This window comes from Pseudescherichia sp. L3 (assembly GCF_024656065.1).
GTDB lineage: Bacteria > Pseudomonadota > Gammaproteobacteria > Enterobacterales > Enterobacteriaceae > Pseudescherichia.
On the sequence record NZ_JANKYC010000001.1, the window covers coordinates 1401814 to 1427603 of the forward strand.

Genomic DNA, 25790 nt, shown 5'->3' on the forward strand with positions numbered 1-25790 from the left:
TCACCCCGGCCCCCTTGCTAGCGCCGCTTGCCTGGCATCATGCGCAGCAGCGTATCGTCTTTCCAGACGTAGTGATGCACCAGCGCGGCGGCGGCGTGCAGGCCGATCGCGTAGTAGCCCAGCGTCGCCAGGGTAACGTGCCAGCTTTTCAGGGTATCCACCAGATCGAAGTTTGCTTCGCTGGCGTGGGGCATCGTGATACCGAAGGCAAACCAGTTATTACCGCGATTCCACATCATCAGCAGGCCGATAATCGGCAGGGCGATAAACAGAAGAGTGATAATCAAATGTCCGAGATGCGCCAGCCCGGTCATCATCGCCTTCGGTTTTGGGGTAATCAGCGGCGCGGGATATTTCAGGCGTACCAGCAGACGCGCCACCATCAGCACCAGAATGGAGATCCCACAGGAGACGTGCACCATATTGATCAGCGGACGGTCGCTACGGGGGAAAAACCCGCGAAACTCCATCGCGCAGTAGGCTACTACCACCAGCAAAAATACCAGCCAGTGAATGGTTATTTGTAACCCGGAATATTTGCTGCGCATCAGATTTTCCTTATCTAAAACAATAAAAAAGCAAACATACCGGGCTTTGATTAAAAGTGCATTAATTTTTCCCTGACCGAGTCATTCAGGATTGCAGATAGACCACCTGCGTTTGCAGATACTCGTTCAGGCCATGCCGTCCGTCGGCACCACCGATACCGGATTTACGCCAGCCAGCATGGAACCCCTGCATCGCCTCAAAGTTCTCGCGGTTAACGTAGGTCTCGCCAAACTTCAGCCCCTTGATCGCTTTCATGGCGGTATTGAGGTTTTGCGTATAGATCGAGGAGGTCAACCCATACTCGCTGTCATTAGCCATCTCCAGCGCCTCTTCCAGGGTATCAAAGACCACCACCGGCAGCACCGGGCCGAAGGTCTCCTCATGCATAATGGTCATATCCTGACGCACGTCCAGCAGCAGCGTCGGCGGATAGAAATAGCCACTGCCCTCTACCGCTTTACCACCGAGCGCAATCTTCGCTCCCTGCTCTACGGCACCGGCTACCTTCTGCTCAACGCGGGCCAGCGCGGCGGCGTTGATCAGCGGCCCCATCGCAATGTCGTTGCGGGTAGCAGGATCGCCATACTCAACGGCATTCATCGCCTCGCCCAGGCGGTTAACGAAGCGATCGTAGATGCCCTTCTGGACGTAGACGCGTTCGGCGCAGTTACAGACCTGCCCGGTATTGATCACCCGTGAGTCAACGATAGCTTTCACCGCCAGCTCCAGATCGGCATCGTCCATCACGATGGCAGGCGCTTTACCACCCAGCTCCAGGCACACCTTGGTGATATTTTTCGCCGCCGCCGCCATGATCTTCTCCCCGGCCCCGACGCTGCCGGTCATGCTGACCATCGCCACTTTCGGGTTACCCGCCAGCTCCTGGCCGACGGTCTCTCCGCGGCCAAGCACCAGGTTAAACACGCCGCGCGGCAGGCCAATGCTGTCGACAATTTTGGCAAAGGCGATGGCGTTGTTAGGCGTAAACTCGCTCGGCTTAATGACGATGGTATTGCCCGTTATCAGGGCCGGAGCCAGCTTGCGGGCAATCAGGAAGAAGGGGAAGTTCCACGGCAGGATGCCGGTGGTGACGCCTAACGCGCGTTTAAAGACCAGAATGTTCTCGCCGGGGCGGTCGCTCTGTAGGATCTCACCTTCGTAACGGCGCGCCCACTCGGCCATATACTCGATATAATCAGCGGTAAAGGCGACCTCGACCTCGGCCAGCTGCTGGATTTTACCACCCTCCTCAACAATCAGGGCGCTGATTTCCCTGGCCTGCTCACGAATGCCCGCCGCGATTTTCCGCAGCCACCCGGCACGCTCAATGGCTGGCAGCGCCTCCCATGCTGGCTGGGCGCGGGCGGCGGCATCGATGGCTTTACGCGCATCGTCCGCCGTACCGTCAGGGATGCGTGAGATGAGCGCTTCGGTCGCCGGGTTGACAACGTCAATCCAGGCCTCGCCCTGCCAGGTGACAAACTGACCATCAATATACATTGGGTGCTGTACGGGTGCTGTCATGCGCTGCTCCTGTAATGGTATTGTTTTTAACAAGTAAATATGTTGTTAAAATCTACAGGCGTACTGAATAATTCCCATAGCTACAGGCGGAATTTGTGAGTGAACTCATAATAAACAGCACCGTACATCAACCCTTTATATTAGCGAACGCGCTTGCAGGGTGGGAATGAGCGTCTCATCCGCCAGGATCATTTCTCCGGCGTGCGCAATCTCATCAGGTATATCAACGTGAACAATAAAATCGCGTCCGTTCGGGCCATAGCCCTGGCTGTCATCGCGCAGCCGAGCCAGCTCGCCGGGGATCAGCGACAAATAGCGATCGATAGGCCAGAGCCCGTCGCTCTTGGGCTGGAAGCGCAGGCCATGGCTACCGTTCTCGAGTATCGGCGTAAAGCCAGGGTAGCTGACACAGAAGGTGTCGCTGTGGTTGTCCGCCAGCACGCGGGCGAAGGTAGCCATCGTTCGTCGCTGCATGGTGGGGTCCTGTACGATCACCAGCGTATTTAGCGGAATACCGCGATCGCGAAGCAGTGCCAGAGAGAAACGGGCGTTTTCCCCGCAGTTGGTTGACCGCTCCTCCATGATCAGTTTCTCGGGCGGAATTTTCCAGAACTGACGGGCGATATCACCAATAATGGCCGCCTCAGTACGTCCGGTGGTGCGCACCTTGTTATAGCGCGGGTGGCGGGCAATCGCCGAATAGAGGAAGGACGTGGAGTGGCCGATGCCGCCGCTGATGACCAGCGGTAACTTATGGGCTGCAGCCAGCTCACAGGCAGCGTCAATCGTGGGCATTACCGCATTGCCTGCCAGAATGATGCAGTCGGCCTGAGCAGGGAGCGGTTTACCGTCGAACTCATTTTGCGCCAGCCAGCGCCCCAGGGCGTTCACTGCTGCCAGCGTCTTTTCTGGCAGAGCCGGAAAGCGGGTCATAAACATCGTCACCTCCTGTAGGATATATCGTTACAGGGTAACAAAGCCCGAGGCAAAGAAAAGGCGATCTCTCCTAATCGCTGATTTCCCTTTATTCATTAATCTGCTAAATATTCACTATCATAAGTACACTAACCTAATGCAGACCGCTTGATGTCAACACGCTATGGATGACCAACAGCCAACGAAACGCGATCCCTATGCACCGCGTGAATGGGCTCCGCATGAAAAACCGATGCTGCTGGGGTCCCCCTCAACGCCGCTTCACCCCGTTCCGAAACGTATTGCCTACGGTATTGTAGGACTACTGGTGTGCCTGACCGGCGCGCTGGGCAATGCGATGGTATCTGCCAACCTGCAAAATTTACAGGGCACCTTTGCCGCCTGGTCCACCGAGATCGCCTGGCTACCGGCGGTTTACGTCATGACCAACGTCTCGATCAACCTGCTGCTGGTCAAATTCCGCCAGCAGTATGGCCTGCGCGCCTTTACCGAAGGGTTCCTGGTGCTCTACGTGCTGGTGACCTTTTTCCACCTTTTCGTCAACGATCTTAGCTCGGCGATCATGGTGCGGGCGGCGCACGGCATGGTGGCGGCGGCCCTCAGTTCACTGGGGATCTATTATCAGATTCAGGCCTGGCCTGCCCGCCACCGTCTTAAGGCGTTAACCATTGGTATCACCGGCTCATCGCTGGCGATCCCCATGGCAAGGCTCTTCTCTACCGAGCTGCTGCAAACCGACGAGTGGCGCGGGCTGTACCTGTTTGAGCTGGGGCTGGCGCTGGTCTCCCTTGCCTGCGTGATCATGCTTAAGCTGCCGCCGGGCGATCGTAAAAAAGTGTTTGAGAAAAAGGACTTTATCACCTTCATGCTGTTTGCCCCCGGCATGGCCCTGCTCTGTGCGGTGCTGTCGCTGGGGCGGCTGGAGTGGTGGTTCGAAACACCGTGGCTCGGCTGGGCGCTGGCGGGGGCGCTGGTGTTGATCGTTAGCGCCATCGTCTTTGAGCACAATCGCAGCAACCCGCTGCTTAATACGCGCTGGCTCTCCAGCGGCAGCATCGTGCGGCTGGGGCTGATTATGATCCTGATCCGCATCGTGCTGGCGGAGCAGAACAGCGGTGCCATCGGCTGGCTACAGTATATCGGCCTGCAAAACGAGCAGATGACCAACCTGGCCTGGGCGATTTTTGCCGGCATCGTCTGCGGCATCGTCGCCAGCTGCCTGACCATCAAGCCCCAGCGGCTGGCCTGGCCGATTGTGACCTCGCTGGCGGTGATGATCGTCGCCTCCCTGCTCGACAGCCACTCCACCAGCCTGACCCGCGCCAACCAGTTTATGGTGAGCCAGTTCCTGCTGGGCTTTGGCAGCGCGTTCTTCCTTGCCCCGGCGATGCTGGCGGGTATCGGCAGCGTGGTTACCGAGCCGCGTAACCTGGTAAGCTTCTCGGTGCTGTTTGGCATGAGCCAGAACCTCGGCGGCCTGCTTGGCTCGGCGGTGCTGGGCACCTTCCAGGTCTGGCGGGAGAAGTATCACTCCAGCCTGCTGGCGGATCAGCTTACCACGCTCGACCCACTGGTAACCGAGCGCATTCAGCTCTATACCCAGCAGTACCAAAATGTGATTGGCGACAGCACCCTGCTCAGCGCCCAGGCTATCGCCCAGCTACAAAACGTCAGCGCTATCGAAGCAAATATTCTTGCTTATAACGATACGTATATGCTGACCGCTACCGTTGCCGCCGCCACCCTGCTGTGGATCCTATGGCGACTGCTGCGGCTGCGTCTTACCGCCCGTTTGGCCCTAAAAAAAGCAGTGAACACCCCAAAATAGAATTGGAAGCGCATTAATGAGAGCAGTGTTACAACAGGAGTGGTTATGAGTCAGCAGGATGCCGCTAAAGAGCAGGCACATACCCGCAGCAATCTGCGGGTGGTTTCGATTTTTGCCGCCGCCGCTATTGGCATCGTGGGCGTACTGGTGATCCTCTACGCCTGGCAGCTACCGCCGTTTACTCGCCATACCCAGTTTACCGATAACGCCTACGTGCGCGGCCAGACCACCTTTATCAGCCCGCAGGTTAACGGCTATATCACCGAGGTGAAGGTGCAGGACTTTGCCATAGTAAAGCGTGGCGATCTGCTGGTGCAGATTGACGATCGCATCTACAAGCAGCGGGTACACCAGGCCGAGGCCCAGCTAGCGATGAAGGTGGCGGCACTTAACAATAACCTCCAGCAGCGCAAAAGCGCCGAGGCGGTGATCAAGCGTAACGAGGCGGCGCTGCAAAATGCCCAGGCGCAAAACCAGAAGTCGCAGGCAGATCTACGCCGGGTGAAAAACCTCACGGCAGATGGTTCTCTGTCGATTCGTGAGCGCGATGCGGCGCTGGCCAGCGCAGCGCAGGGCAACGCCGATATTGCGCAGGCCCGGGCCACCCTTGAGACATCCCGCCAGGATCTGCAAACGGTTATCGTCAACCGTGCGGCACTGCAGGCCGACGTGGAAAATGCTCAGGCGGCGCTGGAGCTGGCGCAAATCGATCTGCAAAATACCCGCATCGTCGCCCCGCGCGACGGTCAGCTGGGGCAGATGGCAGTACGGCTCGGTGCCTATGTGACGGCGGGCACGCACCTGACCTCGCTGGTTCCCTCCCAGCGCTGGGTTATCGCTAACCTGAAAGAGACGCAGCTCGCCAATATTCACACCGGCTTGCCCGTACGCTTTACCGTCGATGCGCTGAACAATCAGGCTTTCTCCGGCCGGGTGGAATCTATCTCTCCGGCCACCGGGGTCGAGTTCAGCGCGATCTCACCGGATAACGCCACCGGCAACTTTGTGAAGATTGCCCAACGTATTCCGGTCCGCATTGCGGTCGAGGGGAATGCAGAGCAGATCGCACGTCTGCGTCCCGGCATGTCGGTACAGGTGCATATTGATACCCGGGAGGCGAAATGAGACCGTTTCGCCCCGCGCTGCTGGCGCTCTGCGTTGCGCTGGCAGCCTGTCAGTCGGTTGACGTCCAGCCCGCGAAGCCCAGCCTGAAGATCCCCGCCCAGTGGCGCAGCACCGTAGGGCCAGCCAGCCAGGCCGAGGCGGTCTGGTGGCGGAATTTCCATGACAGCCAGCTCAACCACTATGTAGACCAGGCCCTGCGCTATAACAGCGATATCCTGATCGCCCGCGAGCGGGTTAATGAGTATCAGGCGCGGGTGTACGCCGCTGAGGGTAGCCTGTTCCCGACCCTGGATGCAGGTCTTAGCGGCACGCGAGCGCGCACGCAGTCTGCGGCGACAGGTCTCCCAGCCTACAGCACGCTCTACCGGGGCAATCTCTCTGCCAGCTACGATGTGGATCTGTGGGGGGCCAACCGTAGCACCGCCAGAGCCGCCCAGGCCTCACTGGAAGCCCAGCAGGCCGCGGCGGCGGCAGCAAATCTGACCGTGGCGTCGTCGGTAGCAACGGGGTACGTAACGCTGCTTTCGCTCGATGAGCAGCTGCGCGTTACCCAGTCAACGCTGAAGGCGCGAGAAGAGGCGTTTACCCTCGCTCAGCGTCAATATGAGGCTGGCTACAGCTCGCGCCTGGAGCTGATGCAGTCGGACTCCGAGCTGCGTGCTACCCGGGCGCAGATCCCGCAGCTCCAGCATCAGATTAACGAGCAGGAGAACGCCCTGAGCGTGCTGATTGGCGACAACCCAGGCGGCATCCGGCGCAGCGACGAGTTTGATAAATTAACCCCGCTGCGCATCCCCGGTCAGCTCCCCTCCTCGCTGCTCAACCGCCGGCCGGATATCGTTCAGGCGCAGCGGGAGCTGATCGCGGCCGACGCCAGCCTGGCGGTCTCGCAGGCGAACCTGCTGCCCTCTCTGAATCTGACGGCGGGCGGTTCGGTGCAGGATGATACTCTGGCGGGGTTACTCGATAATCCGCTGCGGCTATGGAGCGTCGGCGGGAGCATTCTTGCCCCGCTGCTCAACCGTCAGGCGTTGAATGCGCAGGTGGATGTCTCCCAGTCCCAGCGCAACCAGGCGCTCTATGGCTATGAGCGTACGGTGCGTAACGCCTTTAAAGAGGTAAACGACAGCCTGGACGCCATTGCTCGCTTACAGGAGCAGCTGGTCGAGCTGCAGGGGCAGGTGGAGGTGGCAGACGAAACGCTGCGCATCGCGCAGAATCGCTACCAGAACGGCTACTCCTCCTATCTGGACGTGCTGGATGCCCAGCGCACGCTCTTCTCGGCCCAGCTCAACGTGGTCCAGGTGAAGAACAGCGTGCTGCTGGCACAGATCGACCTTTATCGGGCATTAGGGGGTGGTTGGGCGGGTCAATCCTAAATCGCAGGCCCGGTTAGCAAAGCGCCACCGGGCATGCCGTTAGCCGGAGATCTGCTCCATCGCCTGCAGGATACGCTTATCTGAAATCGGATACGGGGTCCCCAGCTGCTGAGCAAAGAAGCTCACCCGCAGCTCCTCGATCATCCAGCGGATCGCCTGTACGTCATCATCGTTGCGGCGGGCGGGTGGCAGCTTGTTCAACCACTGCTGCCACGCCTGCTGCACCTGCTCCACCTTCAGCATCTGCGCGCGATCGCGATGCGGATCTACCGCCAGCTTCTCCAGCCGTTTTTCGATGGCCTGCAGATAACGCAGGGTATCGCCCAGGCGGCTAAAACCGTTGCCGGTGACAAAGCCGCGATAGACCAGCCCCGACATCTGCGCTTTTACGTCCGACAGCCCCAGCGCCATGGTCATATCCACGCGACCTTTCAGACGCTTGTTGATATTGAACACCGCGGTCAGGATCTGCTCAACCTGTTTGGCAATCTCCACTACCGTCTCGTTCAGCTCGGCGCGTACCTTCTCATGCAGCGCCGCGAAGCCCTCTTCTGTCCATACCGGGCCACCTGCCTCGTGAATCAGCTTATCGACGCCACAGGCGATACAGTCGTCGATCAGATCCAGCACTTTGCCGTAGGGGTTAAAGTAGAGCCCCAGCTTGGCTTTGTTAGGCAGCTTCTCGTGCAGATACTTAATCGGCGACGGGATATTAAGCAGCAGCAGCCGACGCAGGCCGCGCCACATGGCCTGCTCCTGCTCCAGCGGGTTATCAAATAGCTTGATCGCCACGCTGTCGCGCTCGTCCACCAGCGCTGGCCACGCCTTCACCTTATAATTACCGCGCTTCTGTTCATAGCTCTGGGCGAGGGTGCCGAAGCTCCAGATATGCAGCCCGCTCTGCTCGATGCCGTCATCAGCCACCGCCGATAGCGTCTCCTGCACTTTGCCCTTCAGGCTCTCCTTCAGCGCCGTCAGGTCACGCCCCTCTTGCAGCTTGCGGTTTTTGTCATCCACTACGCGGAAGCTGATCTTCAGATGGTCAGGCACCTGCTCCCACTGCCACGCGTCGCGATCGACGGTAACGCCGGTCATGCGGCGCAGCTCGCGCTCCAGAGCATCCAGCAGCGGCAGCTCAAGCGGCGTGACGCGGCCCAGAAACGCCTCGGCATAGTTAGGCGCGGGTACAAAGTTACGTCGGATCGGTTTCGGCAGCGACTTGATCAGGGCGATAATCAACTCCCGGCGCAGACCGGGGATCTGCCACTCGAAACCGCTCTCCTCCACCTGGTTGAGCAGCGGCAGCGGAATGTGCACTGTTACCCCATCGGCGTCCGCGCCCGGTTCAAACTGATAGCTCAGACGCAGCTTCAGGTTGCCCTGATGCCAGAAGTTGGGGTAGTCCAGCTTGCTGACCTGCTCCGCGCCCTCTTTAATCAGCATGCTCTTTTCAAAGTTGAGCAGATCCGGCGTTTCGCGGCTGGCCTTTTTCCACCAGCTGTCAAAGTGGCGGGCAGAAACGGCGTCGACGCTAATGCGCTGGTCGTAAAACTCAAACAGCGTGTCGTCATCCACCAGAATGTCTCGGCGGCGCGACTTATGCTCCAGCTCTTCGATCTCGGTGCGCAGCTTCAGGTTCTCGCGGAAGAAGGCGTGCCGGGTCTGCCAGTCGCCCTCCACTAACGCATGGCGGATAAACAGTTCGCGGCTGAGCGCCGGGTCGATCTGGCTGTAGTTGACCTTGCGCGCGGCGACCACCGGCAGGCCATAGACGGTGACTTTTTCCGTCGCCATCACCGCGCCCTGGGCCCGTTCCCAGTGCGGCTCGCTGTACGAGCGCTTGAGCAGATGCTGAGCCACCGGCTCGACCCACTCGGGATCGATACGTGCGGCGATGCGCCCCCACAGGCGGCTGGTCTCTACCAGTTCGGCAACCATCGTCCACTTTGGCGGCTTCTTAAACAGCCCAGAGCCGGGGAAGATAGAGAACCGGGCGTTGCGCGCGCCGGTAAACTCCTGTTTGTCGGCATCCTTCATGCCGATATGCGACAGCAGGCCGGTAAGCAGCGCGATATGAATTTCGCGGTACTCTGCCGGCTCGCTGTTAACCGCAATACCCAGCTCTTTCACCACCTGGCGCAGCTGGGTATAGATATCCTGCCACTCGCGTACCCGCAGGTAGTTGAGGTAGTCGGTACGGCACAGACGGCGGAACTGGTTCGACGACAGCGCTTTCTGCTGTTCGCCAAGGTAGTTCCACAGGTTCACAAAGGCGAGGAAGTCAGACTCTTTGTCATGGAAGCGGCGATGTTTTTCATCGGACGCCTGCTGCTTGTCCATTGGCCGCTCGCGCGGATCCTGAATAGAGAGCGCAGAGGTGATGATCATTGCCTCGCGCACGCAGCCCAGCTTCTGCGCCTCCAGCACCATACGGGCCAGACGCGGATCCACCGGAAGCTGTGACAGCTGGCGTCCCTGGGCGGTAAGCTTGTAGGCGGTCTGGCTCTCATCGGTGGTGATGGCCCCCAGCTCCTCCAGCAGGCGCACGCCGTCCTGAATGTTGCGCTTATCCGGTGCTTCAACAAACGGGAAGGCAGCGATGTCGCCCAGCCCGAGGGCGGTCATCTGCAAAATCACCGACGCGAGGTTGGTGCGCAGGATCTCTGGGTCGGTAAACTCCGGCCGCGAGAGGAAGTCGTCCTCGGAGTAGAGACGAATACAGATCCCCTCGGACACGCGGCCGCAGCGCCCTTTACGCTGGTTAGCCGACGCCTGTGAAACCGGCTCAATCGGCAGACGCTGCACCTTGGTACGGTAGCTGTAGCGGCTGATACGCGCCGTACCCGGATCGATCACATACTTAATGCCCGGCACAGTAAGCGAGGTTTCTGCTACGTTGGTAGCCAGCACAATGCGCCGCCCGCCGTGGGGCTGGAAGACGCGGTTTTGCTCGCTGTTCGACAGACGCGCATAGAGCGGCAGCACCTCGGTATGGCGCAGGTTGAGTTTGTTTAACGCGTCGGCAGTGTCGCGGATCTCCCGCTCGCCGCTCATAAAGATCAGGATATCCCCGGGACTTTCGCGTCCCAGCTCGTCAACCGCATCAAAAATAGCCTGGAGCTGATCGCGCTCGGTATCATCCGCCTCTTCGACGATAGGACGATAGCGCACCTCCACCGGGAACGTACGGCCTGAAACTTCGATAATCGGCGCGTTGTTAAAGTGACGCGAGAAGCGTTCCGGATCGATGGTCGCCGAGGTGATGATGATCTTCAGATCCGGGCGCTTGGGCAGCAGCTCTTTAAAGTAGCCCAGCAGAAAATCGATATTCAGGCTGCGCTCGTGGGCCTCATCGATGATGATAGTGTCGTACTGCATCAGCAGGCGATCCTGCTGGATCTCGGCCAGCAGAATACCGTCGGTCATTAGCTTGACCATGGTGTTCTCACTGACGTGATCGCTAAAGCGCACCTTATAGCCAATCGCACCGCCCGGCTCGCTTTTCAGCTCTTCGGCAATACGGTTCGCCACGGTTCGCGCCGCCAGACGTCGCGGCTGGGTATGGCCGATCAGGCCCTTAACGCCTCGCCCCAGCTCCATGCAGATTTTTGGCAGCTGGGTAGTTTTACCCGAGCCGGTCTCACCAGCAACAATCGTCACCTGGTTGTCGCGGATGGCCTCCAGAATGTCCTGCTTCTTCTGGCTGACCGGCAGATTCTCTGGATAGCTAATTTCCGGACGCGATGTCGCGCGCCGCTCAACGACGGCCGCAGCCTGAGCGATCTCCTGGGTCATCTCGCGCAGGATGGCCTGCTGAGCTTCAGGATTTTTAACCTTCTTCACGCCGTGCAGACGACGGGCGAAGCGCTGCCGGTCGCGGAGCATGAGGTTATCGAGGTGAGTGTTGAGGTCGGCGAAGGACAATTTCTGTTGTTCTGTCATAGTGTTATCGGGCAATAGGCTGCCGGAAGAATCTCGCTTTTACGTTGAGTGTAGAGTACCACATCCGTTCTCGCTTTGACTTATTCAAAAAATTCGAATGTAGGCTTCGATATATTGCGCTATTCAAGACGCTGATTTGTGAATAAAGTGACAAGCAATTATTTGGGGGCGAACCTCATCAAATACAACAAAGGAAACACCCATGAGCAAAGTATTAGTTCTTAAATCCAGTATTCTGGCAGGGTACTCGCAGTCTGGTCAGCTGGCTGATTATCTGGTCGATCAGTGGCGCGAGAAGAACAGCGCGGATGAGATCACCGTGCGTGACCTGGCGGCTAACCCGATTCCGGTACTGGACGGTGAGTTGGTTGGCGCGCTGCGCCCAAGCGATGCGCCGCTGACCCCGCGTCAGCAGGAAGCGCTGGCCCTCTCCGATGAGCTGATTGCCGAGCTGAAAGCGCATGACGTGATTGTGCTGGCGGCCCCGATGTATAACTTCAACATCCCGACCCAGCTGAAGAACTACTTTGACCTGGTTGCCCGTGCAGGCGTGACCTTCCGCTACACCGAAAACGGTCCGGAAGGCCTGGTGACCGGCAAACGTGCGGTTGTGCTCTCCAGCCGTGGCGGCATCCATAAAGATACCCCGTCTGACCTGATCGCCCCATACCTGAAGCTGTTCCTCGGCTTCATCGGTATCACCGACGTGAACTTCGTGTTCGCCGAAGGCATCGCCTACGGCCCGGAAGTGGCGACCAAAGCCCAGGCCGACGCGAAAGCTGCTATCGACAGCATCGTTACCGCCTAAGCATTTTCCCCTTCTGCTACGGCAGAGGGGGTATTTACCCTTCCCGCACTGTTTATTCCGAGCCGCACCGCAAATCCTTTACCCTGTTATATCCACCCCGCCACCCGCCGTTAGAATGCCGTTGGGTGCTTGAGGCTTTTTGCGGCTTCAGGCATGTCGGGAGTCCAGAAAGTTGAAAGCCCCAGGCGATATTTCTATCAACCTGAGGCTAACGACCAAACCCGACAGTTTGGATGTTAGCCCCTTCTTTGCATGGAGGCAATAACATGCCGACGAAATATGCCCTTGTGGCAATCATAGTGCTATGCGGTACGGCACTGGGATTTACGCTGATGGTGCGCGGCTCACTTTGTGAACTGAGTTTTAAGCAGCGTAGTATGGAGTTTAAAGCTGTTCTCGCTTACGAATCGAAGAAGTAGCTTTCATGCGGGGAGCAATCCCCGCAACAGCCATACCGGGTTTGACCTCAATGCACCCTTTTTACTGCCGATCCTTAAGCAGGGCCTCAACCTCTTTATCCGCCTTGATGTTGATGTCATGCTCGATCTTCACGTTCATGTTGATGGTGATCGGCTCTTTTGGAGCCGCCACTTCAATACGCGGCGTGCAGCCGGTCAGCGTCAGCAAAAGCAGCAGGCCAAAAGCGGCGTTTAGGGTTCTCATTCTTTGTCCTTACATCCCCGTTCGCGTGAGCAGCCCGGCAGTGCCGCATGCTGTTCAAGCCATGTCTCTACGTTGTCGCCGTAGCGCAGGCTGCGCCACAGGGTGAATACGTTTTCTTCATGATGGTAGTTGAGATTCACGGTGTTGCGTTTCCCCTCGACGTAGCTGGTGCCGTGCAGCGTGGCCTGAAGCGTCAGCGCGCCCTGGTTGTCGAGGTTGAGCGTGGTCCAGGAGCGCGAGATCTCCATGTAACGTAGCCAGTTAATGGCCGCCCCCGCCGCGATATTCTTCTTCGCCAGCGCGTCGGCGGTGTCGTTATCAAGACGCAGCGTCAGCGCGGCGGGACTGTTAAGCCAGCCGTCTTTAATAAGCCATTTATCATGCTCCAGCCACAGGGGCAGCGCGCCGTTGATCGGCCCCGAGAGCGCAATCTGCTTCGGATGCAGGGCGGTAATCAGCTCGCTTGAGGAGATATGTTGCAGGCGCAGCAGGGCTGCCTCGTGCTGGGGCATGCGCAGCTGCTGCATGGTCACTTTGCCCCCCAGCAGATCGACGCTGACGTCGCTAAGCAGTAGCGGATTATCCTCGCGCCACGGGTATGCGCCCTGCAGATCGGCGGTGAAGTTGCGGGCGGTAACCTGATTGACGATCTCAGCAATGCGCAGCGATACCGGCCCCCGCGTGCCAAACTGCCACCCCGCCTCACTAAAGCGGAAGGGTAAAATAAAATCGACGCCGTTGAATTTATTATCGGGGAGCCAGGCGCTGCCCTGACGGATCGCGCCGTGGCCACCGGCTTCAAACCCCTGGCCCGCCGCCGCCGAGAAGGCAATCTGCGCATACAGCTCGCCTTCGCGCAGATCCATCTTCCAGTCAGGCGGCAGCAAGGGCTGAAAAACGCTTAACGGCTGGCGTGGCCACCAGGCCAGGCCGCGCAGGCGCTCGCCGTCCCAGCGTCCGTTAACCCGCACCGGGCCGATTGCTGCCGCATGGAGGTCGCCTTTAAACTGAAACCGAGTCGGATCGCGCCCCTCGACACTGAACTTAAGCGTTGAAGGAGGCAGCGCACCACCGCCGTTGAGAGCAGTCTCCTGCGCGTCCAACGCCAATGCGCCGCTAAAGTGCGGATGCTGCGGATCCCGTGACCAGCGGATCGGCGCGTCAAGCACCACTCTGGGCTGGCGTACCTGCACACTGCCATAGGCCAGTTGGTCAAAACCGGTAGAGAGATCCGTCAGGATGATATCGCTGTCGCGCCACTCGCCCCGCCCCCTGACGTCCCAGCGCGCCTGCATCGGGGTAAAGTTGCCGTCTCCCCAGTAGGCCCACTGCCACAGCCCGTTGTCCGGCAGGAAATTCTGCGCGCGACCGTCGAGATGGAGGACAAAATCCCCCAACTGCGCCTCATGCGCTCGCAGAATAGCCTGCAGACGTCCGTCCACGCCCTGGCGGGTCAGCGTGACGCCCGCCAGCGGCCAACGAATTTCATCAATATTCAGGGAGTCAATAACGCGTCCCCGGGAGCGCAGCAGCGCGCCGGGGGAGAAACGTAGCTGTGGCTCGGCGAGCGAGCCGGTTAGCTGGGCAGGCAGCACCGCGTAGAAAATGAGATCGCCCTGCTTCGCCTCGCCGGTGAGCTGCAGCGGCATGGCGCTCTCTATGGTACTCAATCGCCCTGGCCCGAAGCTCAGCACCGCGTTGCCCTTGCCGGCCTGCCCCTGGGTTAACACGTTTAACCGACCGCTAACCTCTGCTTTCTCCAGGCCCTGCTGCCACTCCTTCACTTTCAGGGCAACGCGCCCGCTCAGCGGGATGCCGTTCTGATAAGGCCACTGCCAGCGGCCATCGCTGATCGTTAGCTGCTGTTGGGTCACCTGCCACGGTAGATCGAGAAGCGGATCGGGGTTATCGCGGGCCATGACGATCAGCTGCCCGGTGTTGCCCCGCCACTCCAGCTCGGCATCGACACCAGACGGCACCTGCGACAGGTTGAGCGTCGCGGTGGCGCGCCCGTCAACCGGCGCACCAGCAGGCAGGCGAGGCAGCGTAAACTCACCCGAGAGCGCAATGGGTGGCTGATTATCAAGCAGGGAGAGCGCCAGTTCGTTGACGGTTAACGCCTGCCCGCGCAGGGTGGCATTAAGCGTAAGCCGGTCGCCGTGATAGCGTACCTGCTGTACCTGAGGCGTTAATGAAAGCGATAGCGACCCCTCCCACGCCTGAAAAGGTGACACTGTCACCCGATCTACCTTTACCCATGCATAGGGCAGCATGGCTTGCCACTCGGCTAAAGTACGCGGTGCGGCGGTGGACGGCGCGGTTTGGGGAAGTTTTTGCAAGCAGGTTTGATTGAGGTCTACCGCGTTAATCTTCAACTGCCAGCGGCTGGGATGGGTGATCTCTGCATTCTGGATCCAGGCGAGAGGGCAATCCCCCACCAGATAACGCAGGTCAGGGATGTACAGCGCATGACGCGTAAGCCGCGGGCTGGCCTCCAGCATAATACGGGTGCCAGCCGGTAGCCAGATACCCGCCAGCCCCGGCAGCCACTGGGCGAGCGTAAGCAGCAGCGTCAGCGGCAGCAGTATCAACAGCAGGAGAAGCGCAATGGCGGCTTTGTATTTACCCCTCATGGGCAGGTCAGCGTCCCGGAAAGTAATCCATACTGACGCCATTGTGCCACGTTAAGCTGTTGATTACATACTACTGCCGCCTCTTACTTTTAGTGATGGAGCATCTCGTCAACCACCTGCTCTTTGCTGAGCTGATATGGATAATAGGTCGGCCAGTTATCCATCTCCTTCAGCAGCGCCTCCTGAGAGGTGTTACCCATAAAGATATGGAAGTGCGCTGACTTGCGCGGGGCGATAGTGTGGTCGCTGAACTGGACAAATTTCGGCGCGTTGCTGGTGGCATCCTTACACTCAAAAAGATAGCGCACGCCTTTTTTACCTGAGGCGTAGGTGAGGATCTTATAGCCCGCTGACTCATACTTACAGCTGCTTACCTTATCGCCGGTATGAAACTCCATCACGCCGTTCTCGATGCCCAACGTGTCAACGTCCGTAAGATATCCCTTGCGGTAGTACGCTTTGATCTGCTCGGCGGTTTTACCCTTCTCTTTCTCAGCCTTCTTTTTGAAAACCGGATCGAGATCGCCGCTGAGCAGATAGGGATAGATAGATTGCCACATACCGTCCCAGTCGCTCAGGTTGCGCCCTTTGACATCGTTGTCATTGAACTCGCCCTCGGCGGCTTTTTGCTCGATTGCCGTCAGCGGTTTACCGTGCGAGTGGTGGCCGTGCGCCAACGCCTGCCCCGCCAGCAATAACGTTCCCAGAGCTACTGCAAATTTACCAAAATGGTTAGCCAAAATGTTACCCTCAATCCATGTTAAGATAAGTGATGTTATATTATAACATAATCAACATCAATTCTTATGTTAAGACCTCGCGTAACTGGCTATAATTACTCCTAAATCACTGGAGAAAAGCTTATGAAACTCGCGGTATACAGCACCAAGCAGTACGATAAAAAGTACCTGCAGCAGGTTAACGAGAGCTATCAATACAATCTTGAATTCTTTGACTTTCTGTTAACGGAAAAAACGGCGAAAACCGCCCACGACTGCGACGGCGTATGCATTTTTGTTAACGATGACGGTAGCCGTCCGGTACTGGAAGAGTTAAAGAAGCACGGGGTAAAATTTATCGCCCTGCGCTGCGCTGGTTTTAATAACGTTGATCTCGATGCGGCAAAAGAGCTGGGGCTGCGCGTGGTTCGCGTTCCGGCCTACTCGCCTGAAGCGGTGGCCGAGCACACCGTTGGCATGATGATGACCCTTAACCGTCGCATCCATCGCGCCTATCAGCGTACCCGCGACGCTAACTTCTCGCTGGAGGGGCTGACCGGCTTTACCATGCACGGTAAAACCGCCGGGGTGATCGGCACGGGTAAAATCGGTATTGCCACCCTGCGTATTCTAAAAGGCTTTGGCATGCGCCTGCTGGCGTCCGATCCCTACCCGAGCGCGGCCGCGCTGGAGTTAGGGGTCGAGTATGTCGATCTACCGACGCTGTTTGCCAATTCTGACGTTATCACCCTGCACTGTCCGCTGACGCCGGAAAACTACCATCTTCTCAACCGCGACTCTTTCGCACAGATGAAGGATGGAGTGATGATCATCAACACCAGCCGTGGCGGTCTGGTTGACTCCCAGTCGGCCATTGAAGCGCTGAAGACGCAGAAAATTGGTGCGCTGGGCATGGACGTGTATGAGAACGAGCGCGATCTCTTCTTTGAAGATAAGTCGAACGACGTGATCCAGGACGATGTCTTCCGTCGCCTCTCTGCCTGTCATAACGTGCTGTTTACCGGTCACCAGGCGTTTTTGACGGCCGAAGCACTGACCAGCATCTCGGAAACCACGCTGGAAAACCTGCGTCAGCTGGAAAACGGCGATTCGTGCCCTAACGCGCTGGTGTAAGCGTTAATAAAACATGCCTCTCTCCCTCCCTTCAGCGGAGGGAGTTTCAGACTATCCCGCAAGACTTCCCTTACCGTACTGATAAAATAGAATTTACCACGGAGGATCTTCAGGGAGTCGTTATGAAAAGAGTCATTGTATTAACTGGGCTGTGTGTTCTGCTGGCCGGCTGTGTGCGGGATGGAAAGGTCTCCGTGACCAGCGAGCAGCTAATCGGCCATCGCTTTGTGCTGGAGAACGTTAACGGCAAGGCCATAACCCCTGGAGAGAATCCACCCGAGCTACGCTTCGGTGAGAAGCTGGCGATCTCCGGCAGCATGTGTAACCGTTTCTCGGGTCAGGGGAAACTCTCCAGCGGCGAGCTAACGGCGAAAGCGCTGGTGATGACCCGCATGGCCTGTGCCGATCCGCAGCGTAACGAGCTGGATAGCGTGATTGGCACCGTGCTTAAAGACGGCGCGCAGGTCGATCTTACCGACAGCCAGCTGACGCTAACCACCGCGGACAAGACGCTGATCTATAAGCTGGCTGACGCAGGACAGTGATCAGTAGCTGCCGCAGGTGCCTGTGGCAAGAGATTGTTCGCTACAGCGTTTACCGTTAGGCAGTGCACACATGCCCGTGGCAGAGCCATCTAGCTGGCGGGCAATTGAGAGCGAACCGCCAATCATCGCGCAGTTGGCTGCACCCGTACTGGACATGGCGGCCTTCAGACCCGGCGCAACGTGCGCCGCCGTGGCCTGCTGTACAGGCTCGCTGCTACATGCCGAAAGTAACCAGACAGCACACCCTACCCATAACGCTGTACGCATTTTTTCTCCCCTCTGAATTAGCAAAACCTATGCATAATAGGCAGCGTTGCGCCTGACGTCGAGAGGAGGATGCGGGTTTTCTATCCGGCATAGCGTTTTTTGTACTCTACGCTATGCCACAGGCCTGATGGCCTTGTTTACGCTAGGTGCGTAAATCCAGCGCTACGTGGGCAGCGGAGAGCGGGGCTGAAACGTTATTCAGCATAATCATGGAAGACTTACAAAAAATGCATTTTGCGCCGAAGGGATTGGCTTCGCTCACGTCAAAATGTGAAGTTCTGTATTGCGACCCATGACAGTGTGGGCATCGGAAATGAATGTGACTAGAAATAATAATATCCTTTTTTAAATAATTATTTTCAACGAGGGCCGCCGTTCAGGCCTGCCTTAACCCGCTGTTCCCAATAAGAAGTATAGCGGTCGTTGTGGTATTTGCAGGGAAGTTACAGGGAAATTTCGGAAGATACTAACTGTGGGAGAGTTTCGCGGATTTCAAGATAATTTCAGTGCTGCATTATTGGACTATTAACGCATGATTAACCGCACAGTGCAAGGGGAAAATGAAAATAGTTTCCCAGTGCTACGTACGGAAAAATGCCGGGCTAGATTTTGCGATATCTTCACTTTTAGATCAAAAACCGCTCCGGACTGGCTGTCTATACTGGAGTGAGAAGTGAACATTTACGCAATGAGAGCAAACCTATGATCACAGTTGATGGTAATGGCGCGGTCGCCTCGGTGGCGTTCCGAACCAGCGAAGTTATCGCCATATACCCGATTACCCCCAGCTCAACGATGGCCGAGCAGGCAGATGCCTGGGCCGGCAACGGGCTGAAAAACGTGTGGGGCGATACGCCTCGGGTAGTCGAGATGCAGTCCGAAGCCGGGGCGATTGCCGCCGTGCACGGCGCGTTACAGACGGGGGCGCTCTCGACCTCCTTTACCTCATCGCAGGGTCTGCTGCTGATGATCCCCACCCTCTACAAGCTGGCGGGTCAGCTGACGCCGTTTGTGTTGCACGTTGCTGCCCGCACCGTGGCCACCCATGCGCTCTCAATCTTTGGCGATCACTCCGACGTCATGGCCGTGCGCCAGACCGGCTGCGCCATGCTCTGCGCTGGCAGCGTCCAGGAGGCGCAGGATTTTGCCCTGATCGCCCACATTGCTACCCTGAAAAGCCGGGTGCCCTTTATTCATTTCTTTGACGGTTTTCGCACCTCCCATGAGATCAACAAAATCGTCCCGCTGGCTGATGAGACGATCCGTAACCTGCTGCCTGGCGATGAGATCGCCGCCCATCGCGCTCGCGCCTTAAACCCGGACCACCCGGTGATCCGCGGTACTTCTGCGAACCCGGATACCTATTTCCAGTCTCGCGAGGCGACCAACCCGTGGTACAACGCGGTGTATGCGCACGTTGAACAGGCAATGGATGACTTCGCCGAGGCCACTGGCCGCCGCTATCAGCCGTTTGAGTACTACGGCCATCCGCAGGCGGAGCGGGTCATTGTGATTATGGGTTCCGCGATCGGCACCTGCGAAGAGGTGGTTGATGAGCTGCTAACCCGCCATGAGAAGGTTGGCGTGCTGAAGGTGCGCCTCTATCGTCCCTTCTCGGCCCAGCATCTGCTGGCGGTGCTGCCTCAGAGCGCTCAGCGCATTGCCGTACTGGATCGCACCAAAGAGCCAGGCGCGCAGGCGGAGCCGCTCTATCTTGATATCATGACCGCGCTGGCAGAAGCCTTTAACCAGGGCGAGCGCGATACCCTGCCGCGCGTCATCGGCGGACGCTACGGCCTCTCTTCAAAAGAGTTTGGCCCGGAGTGCGTACTGGCTATCTTTAACGCGCTGCAGGCAGAGAAGCCCATGCCGCGCTTTACCGTCGGCATCTATGATGACGTGACCAACCTCTCTCTGCCGCTGCCGGAGAACACCCTGCCCTCAGCTGCGAAGCTGGAGGCGCTCTTCTACGGCCTGGGCAGCGACGGCAGCGTCTCGGCCACTAAAAACAACATCAAAATTATCGGCAACGCCACGCCGTGGTATGCCCAGGGCTACTTCGTCTACGACTCGAAAAAAGCAGGCGGCCTGACGGTGTCCCATCTGCGCGTCAGCGAGCAGCCGATTCGCTCTGCCTATCTGATCTCCCAGGCGGATTTTGTTGGCTGCCACCAGCTGCAATTTATCGATAAGTACCAGATGGCCGAGCGCCTGAAGCCTGGCGGGATATTCCTGCTCAATACCCCCTACAGCGCCGACGAGGTGTGGGCGCGGCTGCCGCAGGAGGTACAGGCGGTACTGAACCAGAAGCGGGCCCGCTTCTATATTATCAATGCGGCGAAGATTGCGCGCGAGTGCGGTCTGGCAGCGCGCATCAACACCGTTATGCAGATGGCGTTTTTCCATCTGACGCAGCTTTTACCTGGCGACAGCGCGCTGGCCGCCCTGCAGGGGGCCATTGCCAAAAGCTACAGCAGCAAAGGCCAGGAGCTGGTCGAGCGCAACTGGCAGGCGCTGGCGCTGGCCCGCGAATCGCTGTTCGAGGTTCCGCTGGAGCAGGTTAACGCTGCCAGCCCGTACCGCCCGCCGGTGGTCAGCGACGCCGCGCCGGACTTTGTGAAAACCGTCACCGCCGCAATGCTGGCCGGGCTGGGCGATGCGCTACCGGTCTCCGCCCTGCCGCCGGACGGCACCTGGCCGCTGGGTACCACCCGCTGGGAAAAACGCAATATTGCCGAAGCGATCCCTATCTGGAAGCCGGAGATCTGCACCCAGTGCAACCACTGCGTGGCCGCCTGCCCGCACTCGGCGATCCGCGCAAAAGTGGTCGCCCCAGAGGCGCTGGAAAACGCCCCAGCCTCTTTACAGTCGCTGGACGTCAAATCCCGCGACATGTGTGGTCAGAAATACGTTCTTCAGGTCGCACCGGAAGATTGCACCGGCTGTAACCTCTGCGTCGAAGTGTGCCCGGCCAAAGATCGCCAGAACCCGGAGATCAAGGCCATCAATATGATGTCGCGCCTTGAGCACGTGGAGGAGGAAAAAGTTAACTATGACATCTTCCTTGACCTGCCAGAGATGGACCGCAGCACGCTGGAGCGTATCGACATTCGTACTTCGCAGCTGCTTACCCCACTGTTTGAGTACTCCGGGGCCTGCTCCGGCTGCGGTGAAACACCGTATATCAAGCTGCTGACCCAGCTTTACGGTGACCGGATGCTGATTGCCAATGCCACCGGCTGCTCCTCGATCTACGGCGGCAATCTGCCCTCTACGCCCTACACCACCGATGCCAACGGGCGCGGTCCAGCGTGGGCTAACTCGCTGTTTGAAGATAACGCCGAGTTCGGGTTGGGCTTCCGCCTTACCGTTGATCAGCATCGTCAGCGGGTGATGCGCCTGCTGGAGAGCTTCTCCGAGGCGATCCCGGCGGAGCTTAACGCGGCGCTGCACGCTGAGGCGACGCCGGAAGTCCGTCGGGAGCAGGTTGCCGCCCTGCGCCAGCACCTGAGCGGCGTGGCGGGAGCCGAAGAGCTGCTGACGGATGCCGACGCGCTGGTAGAGAAATCCATCTGGCTGATTGGCGGCGACGGCTGGGCCTACGACATTGGCTTTGGCGGCCTGGATCACGTCCTGAGCCTGACGGAGAACGTCAACATTCTGGTGCTGGATACCCAGTGTTACTCCAACACTGGCGGTCAGGCCTCGAAGGCAACGCCGCTGGGGGCGGTAACCAAGTTTGGCGAGCATGGCAAGCGCAAGGCGCGTAAGGATCTGGGCGCCAGCATGATGATGTACGGTCATGTCTACGTGGCGCAGATTTCGCTTGGCGCGCAGCTTAACCAGACGGTGAAGGCGATTCAGGAGGCGGAGGCCTATCCGGGGCCGTCGTTGATTATTGCCTACAGCCCTTGCGAAGAGCACGGCTACGATCTGGCCCTTAGCCACGATCAGATGCGCCAGCTAACGGCGACCGGCTTCTGGCCGCTCTACCGTTTCGATCCGCGTCGTGCCGACGAAGGCAAGCTGCCGCTGGCGCTGGACTCCCGTCCGCCGTCAGACGCGCTGGCTGATACGCTGCTGAAAGAGCAGCGCTTCCGTCGCCTCAATGCCCAGCAGCCGGAGGTGGCAGAGCAGCTGTGGAAGGACGCCACTGCCGATCTGCAAAAACGCTATGACTTCCTGGCGCAGCTGGCAGGAAAAGCAGAGAAGAACGCGGCGGATTAACACCCTGTTTTAGCCCGGCATTGCCGGGCTAAACGTGTAATAATCTCTCCTGTGCCAGCCTGACCAGGAGTTCTGCCATGCGCCATCACCCCGTCGCCTCATCCCGCATCGCCTCCGTAGGCTATGATGAAGCCTCCTGCACGCTGGAGATTTTATTCCATGACCGAAGCTGCTATCAGTATCACGGCGTACCGCTGCGCATATTCACCCTGTTTTTAACCGTAGTGTCGAAAGGCCGCTTTTATGATGGCGTCGTAAAGGGGAAATTTACCGAGCGGAGAGTGATCCGTTAAGCCAGACCAGCCTTCTGGCCTGGTGATAATTACTCAATGGTTACCGTGACTGGATTGCTTGATGAAATATTTTCGACATTATCATGGTAGTCATACCATACCTCATGCTGACCAATTGCCGTCCACTCATCCGGGATCAGGAACACCACGGGAAAATCCTGATTAGGGTCGATAATGACTTTTGCCGCTCTCCGCCGGTCTCCCCAATAAATGCTAACAAGATCGCTTTGTTGAGAATCAATATTGGCAGGAATAGAGACCGCCACGCCGCCCACCAGCGCAATATCCGCAGACTGGATCACATTATCCGTTGCCTGGGGTAAAATCAGATCGGGTAGTTCCATAATGATATCCTCGGTTAAATTAGCACCGACAGGATAGGCTTTTGGCAGCTTTAAAATGCGCCCTTAATAGTCAGTGCAGCGTTAAAAAACCTGTTTCAGCGAATCTTTGCGTGCCGGAACCTGACGCTTCAGTATTGCCGTCAGCGTCTGCTCTCCTCCCTTCAGTTTGAATGATGCCGGTGAGGTTTCATACGCAGGGTAACGTGCGCAGGCGCATCGGCATGACGCTCATATAACACCTCGCCAGCCCCAATGATAATAACGCTGCCTGTCATAAAGACTCTCCGGTCAGGGTGGCCGGGCTGAGGTGCCCGGTTTTCAGATAAAAAAGTGCGCCAGTCGCGCTGGCTGTCAGGGCGGGCATGTCACCAGGCGGAAACCGTAGCCAGCTTCCTTTCTCATAGCGACCTTCCGGTGCCCTGAGTTCTCCCTCAATCAGCAGCAGTTCGGCACCGCCGGCAAGCGGTGTACAGAAGATACGCTCGCCCGGTGCCAGCTTCTGAAGTACCGCTGTTTCCCGTGTGTCCGAGAACAACGGGCAAATTTTTCTTTGCGGCTGACCGTGCCAGTTCTTGTCGTCTTTTGTATTAATTCTGACGGGCTGGCGTTCATCGGCAGCCATCTGGCGCAGCTTGACGAAAATAGTTGTGCCGTCGCGGCTGGAAGGTTGATGGGACGAACCGTCCGGGCTGCGCAGATACCAGCCTGCAGGGTAATCCACCCCGTTTTCAGTAAACGTGCCGCTCAGCACCAGAATTTCTTCGCCACCGGGGTGGCTGTGTTCAGGAAACACCGATGCCGGCGCATAACGCACAAGGCTGGTCGCCCGGGCCTGCTCCCGACCTATCCGGTCGAGCATGGCACGTTCTACGCCCGACTGCGGAGAGGGCACCCAGCGATAGTCATCCGGGGAGATGATGGCTCGCTGCGAGAAATCAGCATTCAGTAACATCATAGTCCGTCGTTAAACGGTACCTTTGCAGGTACCGTTTTCAGGTTTATTTATTCGGTAGGTTATCGTAAACATCCAGAGCACGCGCGGTGTAAGTCAGCGCAGCACCGGCGTTCAGGCTGATGGCAACAGCAAGCGCTTCGGCGATCTCTTCCCGCGTGGCACCGTGTTTGACCGCAGTATCCACATGCACAGCCAGACAGCCGTCGCAGCGGGTGGTGACGGCTACGGCCAGCGCAATCAGCTCATGGGTTTTAGGATCGAGGTGCTTGTTTTCAGATGCACCTTTGTCCATCTGCTGAAGGCCTTTCATAAACTCAGGCTGCAGTTTGGCAAATTTGCCGACGGTGGCAAGCAGGCTAGTGCGGTATTCATTCCAGTTTAAGAACATTGAAACTCCGGTTTTGTTTGTCTCAGAAAAGCGTTAATTACAGAACGTCGTAAATACGTACGTCGGGTGCACTGTTTAAATAAGGTTTTAATCCTGCCACGACGTCCTGAGTGAATAGCGGGCTGTTGAGGTACGCCTGCGCCTGGGCTGCGGTCTTAAAACCGTGCAGCACCTGGACATCCTCGTCACGGACAAGCAGCTCTTTAGAGGTGGCGCCGTCAATGGTGGTCAGAAACGGCGTTTTGTATTTCTGGTAGATGCCGGCGGCAGCCGCACGGTTTTCACTAGTGATATCAAGGGTGATTTGCAGATAAGCCATCGTTCTCTCCTTCGCTCAGGGTAAGGCAATGCCGACAGAGCCATTGCCGTTCAGTGGAAGGGATTATGAGAAAGCTTGCGTGCATCAACAAATCAGATAATCTTGCGATGCAGAGAAGAAAATCTACGTCGTCTCTGTATCAGAGATAACGTCCTGCACCAGCCAGTCGTGGAAAACTTTCACTTCATCCCGCATAACGTTCAGCTGTGGGGTCACCAGATAGTAAGACCAGGTCAGCGGCCAGCGATGGTCAGGATGCAACTGGATCAACTGACCTATCTCAATCAGCTGTTTTACCAGGGCGTAACGCACAATCGCCACACCACGACCACTCAGCGCTGAGAGGATAACGGCGGAGGTGGAGTTAATATGCAGTCCGTTTTCCAGCGCGTCAGACGCACCGACCGCGCTCAGGACATCGTCCCAGGACGGAAAATTCGCGCCGGGATGCGGCGTGTCATCGTGGATCAGTTTTTGGGTGGCAAGCCACTCACCGCAGCTTATTTTCTCTGCCGGCACCAGACGTGGACTGCAGACCAGTACGGCCTCCTCATCCATCAGCCAGGTTTTATTCACGCCGGGCCAGTCGCCCTGCCCGCAGCGAATGCCGATATCCGCTTCACCGTGCGAGACGTCCATCAGCTTCTCCGTGACGTTAAGCCTGAGATCGATATTTTCATGCGTTTCCGAGAAGCGGTTCAGGCGATCCATCAGCCAGTTCATCATCAGAACCTGGGAGGCGGTGACCACCACGACAGAGCGCGCCCGACGTCCGCGCAGTTTATTTAACCCAGTTTCCAGTTTATCCAGACCCTGGGTGATGTCCTGCAATGCTTCCCGCGCTTCATCTACCAGCGTCAGGCGCTCCTTCCCGGAGCGGGTGCGGTGCAGCAGCGGGTGTCCCACCCACTCCTCCAGGGAGCGGACAAGCTGGCCCACGGCGGCAGGCGTGACGCCCAGCTCCTGGGCCGCACCGGTAAAGCTGCCATGTCGGGCAGTAGCCTCAAAGGCGTGCAGCCATTTCAGTCGGTTAAGCGATCGCATTGCAGGTATCCTGATTTACTGTTTTTTTCAGTATACCTGAGCGAGAAAGATTTTCTTTCCTGTGTCGCAATTTCTTCTCAGTCGTCAATCTGGCTTCAGGGTGGCATTCTGTTTTCACACGATGAAGAGCCGTGCTTTTCATCAATGACAATCAGATGATTTTAATGA

The 25790-nt window shown here is 57.9% G+C and carries 23 protein-coding genes; 9 read left to right on the top strand and 14 right to left on the bottom strand.

Annotation, left to right across the window (positions count from 1 at the left end):
• Positions 1-17: 17 nt before the first annotated feature.
• From cybB to NR795_RS06810, 3 genes are all read right to left on the bottom strand, one after another.
• Positions 18-548: a cytochrome b561 gene (gene cybB, locus NR795_RS06800; protein ID WP_257757664.1), complete on the bottom strand. Its 531-nt coding sequence runs from the start codon at positions 546-548 to the stop codon at positions 18-20.
• Between the two features lie 85 nt (positions 549-633).
• Positions 634-2073: an aldehyde dehydrogenase gene (gene aldA / locus NR795_RS06805; RefSeq protein WP_144815409.1), complete on the bottom strand. Its 1440-nt coding sequence runs from the start codon at positions 2071-2073 to the stop codon at positions 634-636.
• Positions 2074-2208: 135 nt separating this feature from the next.
• Positions 2209-3012 carry a YdcF family protein gene (locus NR795_RS06810; RefSeq protein WP_257757665.1) on the bottom strand — a complete coding sequence of 268 codons (804 nt, stop codon included), beginning with the start codon at positions 3010-3012 and terminating at the stop codon, positions 2209-2211.
• 160 nt (positions 3013-3172) lie between these two features.
• On the opposite strand from NR795_RS06810, the gene NR795_RS06815 reads away from it, so the two are divergent.
• The 3 genes from NR795_RS06815 to NR795_RS06825 are packed head-to-tail and all read left to right on the top strand — an operon-like array spanning position 3173 to position 7341.
• Positions 3173-4837: an MFS transporter gene (locus NR795_RS06815; RefSeq protein ID WP_257757667.1), complete on the top strand. Its 1665-nt coding sequence runs from the start codon at positions 3173-3175 to the stop codon at positions 4835-4837.
• A 45-nt stretch (positions 4838-4882) separates the two neighbouring features.
• Positions 4883-5962 carry an HlyD family secretion protein gene (locus NR795_RS06820; RefSeq protein ID WP_144815399.1) on the top strand — a complete coding sequence of 360 codons (1080 nt, stop codon included), beginning with the start codon at positions 4883-4885 and terminating at the stop codon, positions 5960-5962.
• Complete coding sequence (locus NR795_RS06825) at positions 5959-7341, top strand: efflux transporter outer membrane subunit (protein WP_257757668.1); 1383 nt, start codon at positions 5959-5961, stop codon at positions 7339-7341. The genes NR795_RS06820 and NR795_RS06825 overlap by 4 nt, the downstream gene beginning before the upstream one ends.
• A gap of 39 nt (positions 7342-7380) precedes the next feature.
• Here the strand turns inward: NR795_RS06825 and hrpA are convergent, their stop codons facing one another.
• Positions 7381-11283 (bottom strand): ATP-dependent RNA helicase HrpA, encoded by a 3903-nt coding sequence (gene hrpA / locus NR795_RS06830; RefSeq protein WP_257757669.1) that lies wholly within the window; start codon positions 11281-11283, stop codon positions 7381-7383.
• A gap of 202 nt (positions 11284-11485) precedes the next feature.
• Here hrpA and azoR point away from each other — a divergent pair, with 202 nt between their 5' ends.
• On the top strand, positions 11486-12091 hold the full coding sequence (azoR, locus tag NR795_RS06835; RefSeq protein WP_144815390.1) for an FMN-dependent NADH-azoreductase: 606 nt from the start codon (positions 11486-11488) through the stop codon (positions 12089-12091).
• Between the two features lie 266 nt (positions 12092-12357).
• The gene (locus NR795_RS06840; protein WP_072015212.1) at positions 12358-12510 is read left to right on the top strand and encodes a Hok/Gef family protein; all 153 of its coding nucleotides are present in this window, start codon (positions 12358-12360) and stop codon (positions 12508-12510) included.
• A 61-nt stretch (positions 12511-12571) separates the two neighbouring features.
• Here NR795_RS06840 and NR795_RS06845 read toward each other — a convergent pair whose 3' ends face one another.
• The 3 genes from NR795_RS06845 to zinT form a co-directional block, all read right to left on the bottom strand.
• Positions 12572-12754, bottom strand: coding sequence for a YnbE family lipoprotein (locus NR795_RS06845; protein ID WP_257757670.1), 183 nt, complete (start codon positions 12752-12754; stop codon positions 12572-12574).
• Positions 12751-15387: a YdbH family protein gene (locus NR795_RS06850; RefSeq protein WP_257757671.1), complete on the bottom strand. Its 2637-nt coding sequence runs from the start codon at positions 15385-15387 to the stop codon at positions 12751-12753. The genes NR795_RS06845 and NR795_RS06850 overlap by 4 nt, the downstream gene beginning before the upstream one ends.
• 89 nt (positions 15388-15476) lie before the next feature.
• On the bottom strand, positions 15477-16127 hold the full coding sequence (zinT, locus tag NR795_RS06855) for a metal-binding protein ZinT (protein WP_257757672.1): 651 nt from the start codon (positions 16125-16127) through the stop codon (positions 15477-15479).
• 123 nt (positions 16128-16250) lie between these two features.
• Here zinT and NR795_RS06860 point away from each other — a divergent pair, with 123 nt between their 5' ends.
• Positions 16251-17240: a 2-hydroxyacid dehydrogenase gene (locus NR795_RS06860; RefSeq protein ID WP_144815378.1), complete on the top strand. Its 990-nt coding sequence runs from the start codon at positions 16251-16253 to the stop codon at positions 17238-17240.
• Positions 17241-17362: 122 nt separating this feature from the next.
• The gene (gene hslJ, locus NR795_RS06865) at positions 17363-17785 is read left to right on the top strand and encodes a heat shock protein HslJ (protein WP_257757673.1); all 423 of its coding nucleotides are present in this window, start codon (positions 17363-17365) and stop codon (positions 17783-17785) included.
• On the opposite strand, the gene NR795_RS06870 is transcribed toward hslJ, so the two are convergent.
• Positions 17786-18052 carry a DUF333 domain-containing protein gene (locus tag NR795_RS06870; RefSeq protein WP_042390811.1) on the bottom strand — a complete coding sequence of 89 codons (267 nt, stop codon included), beginning with the start codon at positions 18050-18052 and terminating at the stop codon, positions 17786-17788.
• Positions 18053-18194: 142 nt separating this feature from the next.
• The gene (locus tag NR795_RS06875; RefSeq protein WP_144816007.1) at positions 18195-18383 is read right to left on the bottom strand and encodes a cold-shock protein; all 189 of its coding nucleotides are present in this window, start codon (positions 18381-18383) and stop codon (positions 18195-18197) included.
• A gap of 371 nt (positions 18384-18754) precedes the next feature.
• Between NR795_RS06875 and nifJ the strand changes: the two genes are divergently transcribed.
• Together nifJ and NR795_RS06885 are read left to right on the top strand one after the other, a co-directional pair.
• Positions 18755-22279, top strand: coding sequence for a pyruvate:ferredoxin (flavodoxin) oxidoreductase (gene nifJ, locus NR795_RS06880; protein ID WP_257757675.1), 3525 nt, complete (start codon positions 18755-18757; stop codon positions 22277-22279).
• 77 nt (positions 22280-22356) lie between these two features.
• On the top strand, positions 22357-22572 hold the full coding sequence (locus NR795_RS06885; RefSeq protein WP_222887826.1) for a KTSC domain-containing protein: 216 nt from the start codon (positions 22357-22359) through the stop codon (positions 22570-22572).
• Positions 22573-22601: 29 nt separating this feature from the next.
• On the opposite strand, the gene NR795_RS06890 is transcribed toward NR795_RS06885, so the two are convergent.
• The 5 genes from NR795_RS06890 to NR795_RS06910 form a co-directional block, all read right to left on the bottom strand.
• Positions 22602-22916: a hypothetical protein gene (locus NR795_RS06890; RefSeq protein WP_257757676.1), complete on the bottom strand. Its 315-nt coding sequence runs from the start codon at positions 22914-22916 to the stop codon at positions 22602-22604.
• A 271-nt stretch (positions 22917-23187) separates the two neighbouring features.
• Positions 23188-23871, bottom strand: coding sequence for a cupin domain-containing protein (locus NR795_RS06895; protein WP_257757677.1), 684 nt, complete (start codon positions 23869-23871; stop codon positions 23188-23190).
• Between the two features lie 43 nt (positions 23872-23914).
• On the bottom strand, positions 23915-24259 hold the full coding sequence (locus tag NR795_RS06900; RefSeq protein ID WP_257757678.1) for a carboxymuconolactone decarboxylase family protein: 345 nt from the start codon (positions 24257-24259) through the stop codon (positions 23915-23917).
• A 37-nt stretch (positions 24260-24296) separates the two neighbouring features.
• Positions 24297-24578: a hypothetical protein gene (locus tag NR795_RS06905; RefSeq protein ID WP_257757679.1), complete on the bottom strand. Its 282-nt coding sequence runs from the start codon at positions 24576-24578 to the stop codon at positions 24297-24299.
• 123 nt (positions 24579-24701) lie between these two features.
• Positions 24702-25622 carry a LysR substrate-binding domain-containing protein gene (locus tag NR795_RS06910; RefSeq protein WP_257757680.1) on the bottom strand — a complete coding sequence of 307 codons (921 nt, stop codon included), beginning with the start codon at positions 25620-25622 and terminating at the stop codon, positions 24702-24704.
• Between the last annotated feature and the right edge of the window lie 168 nt (positions 25623-25790).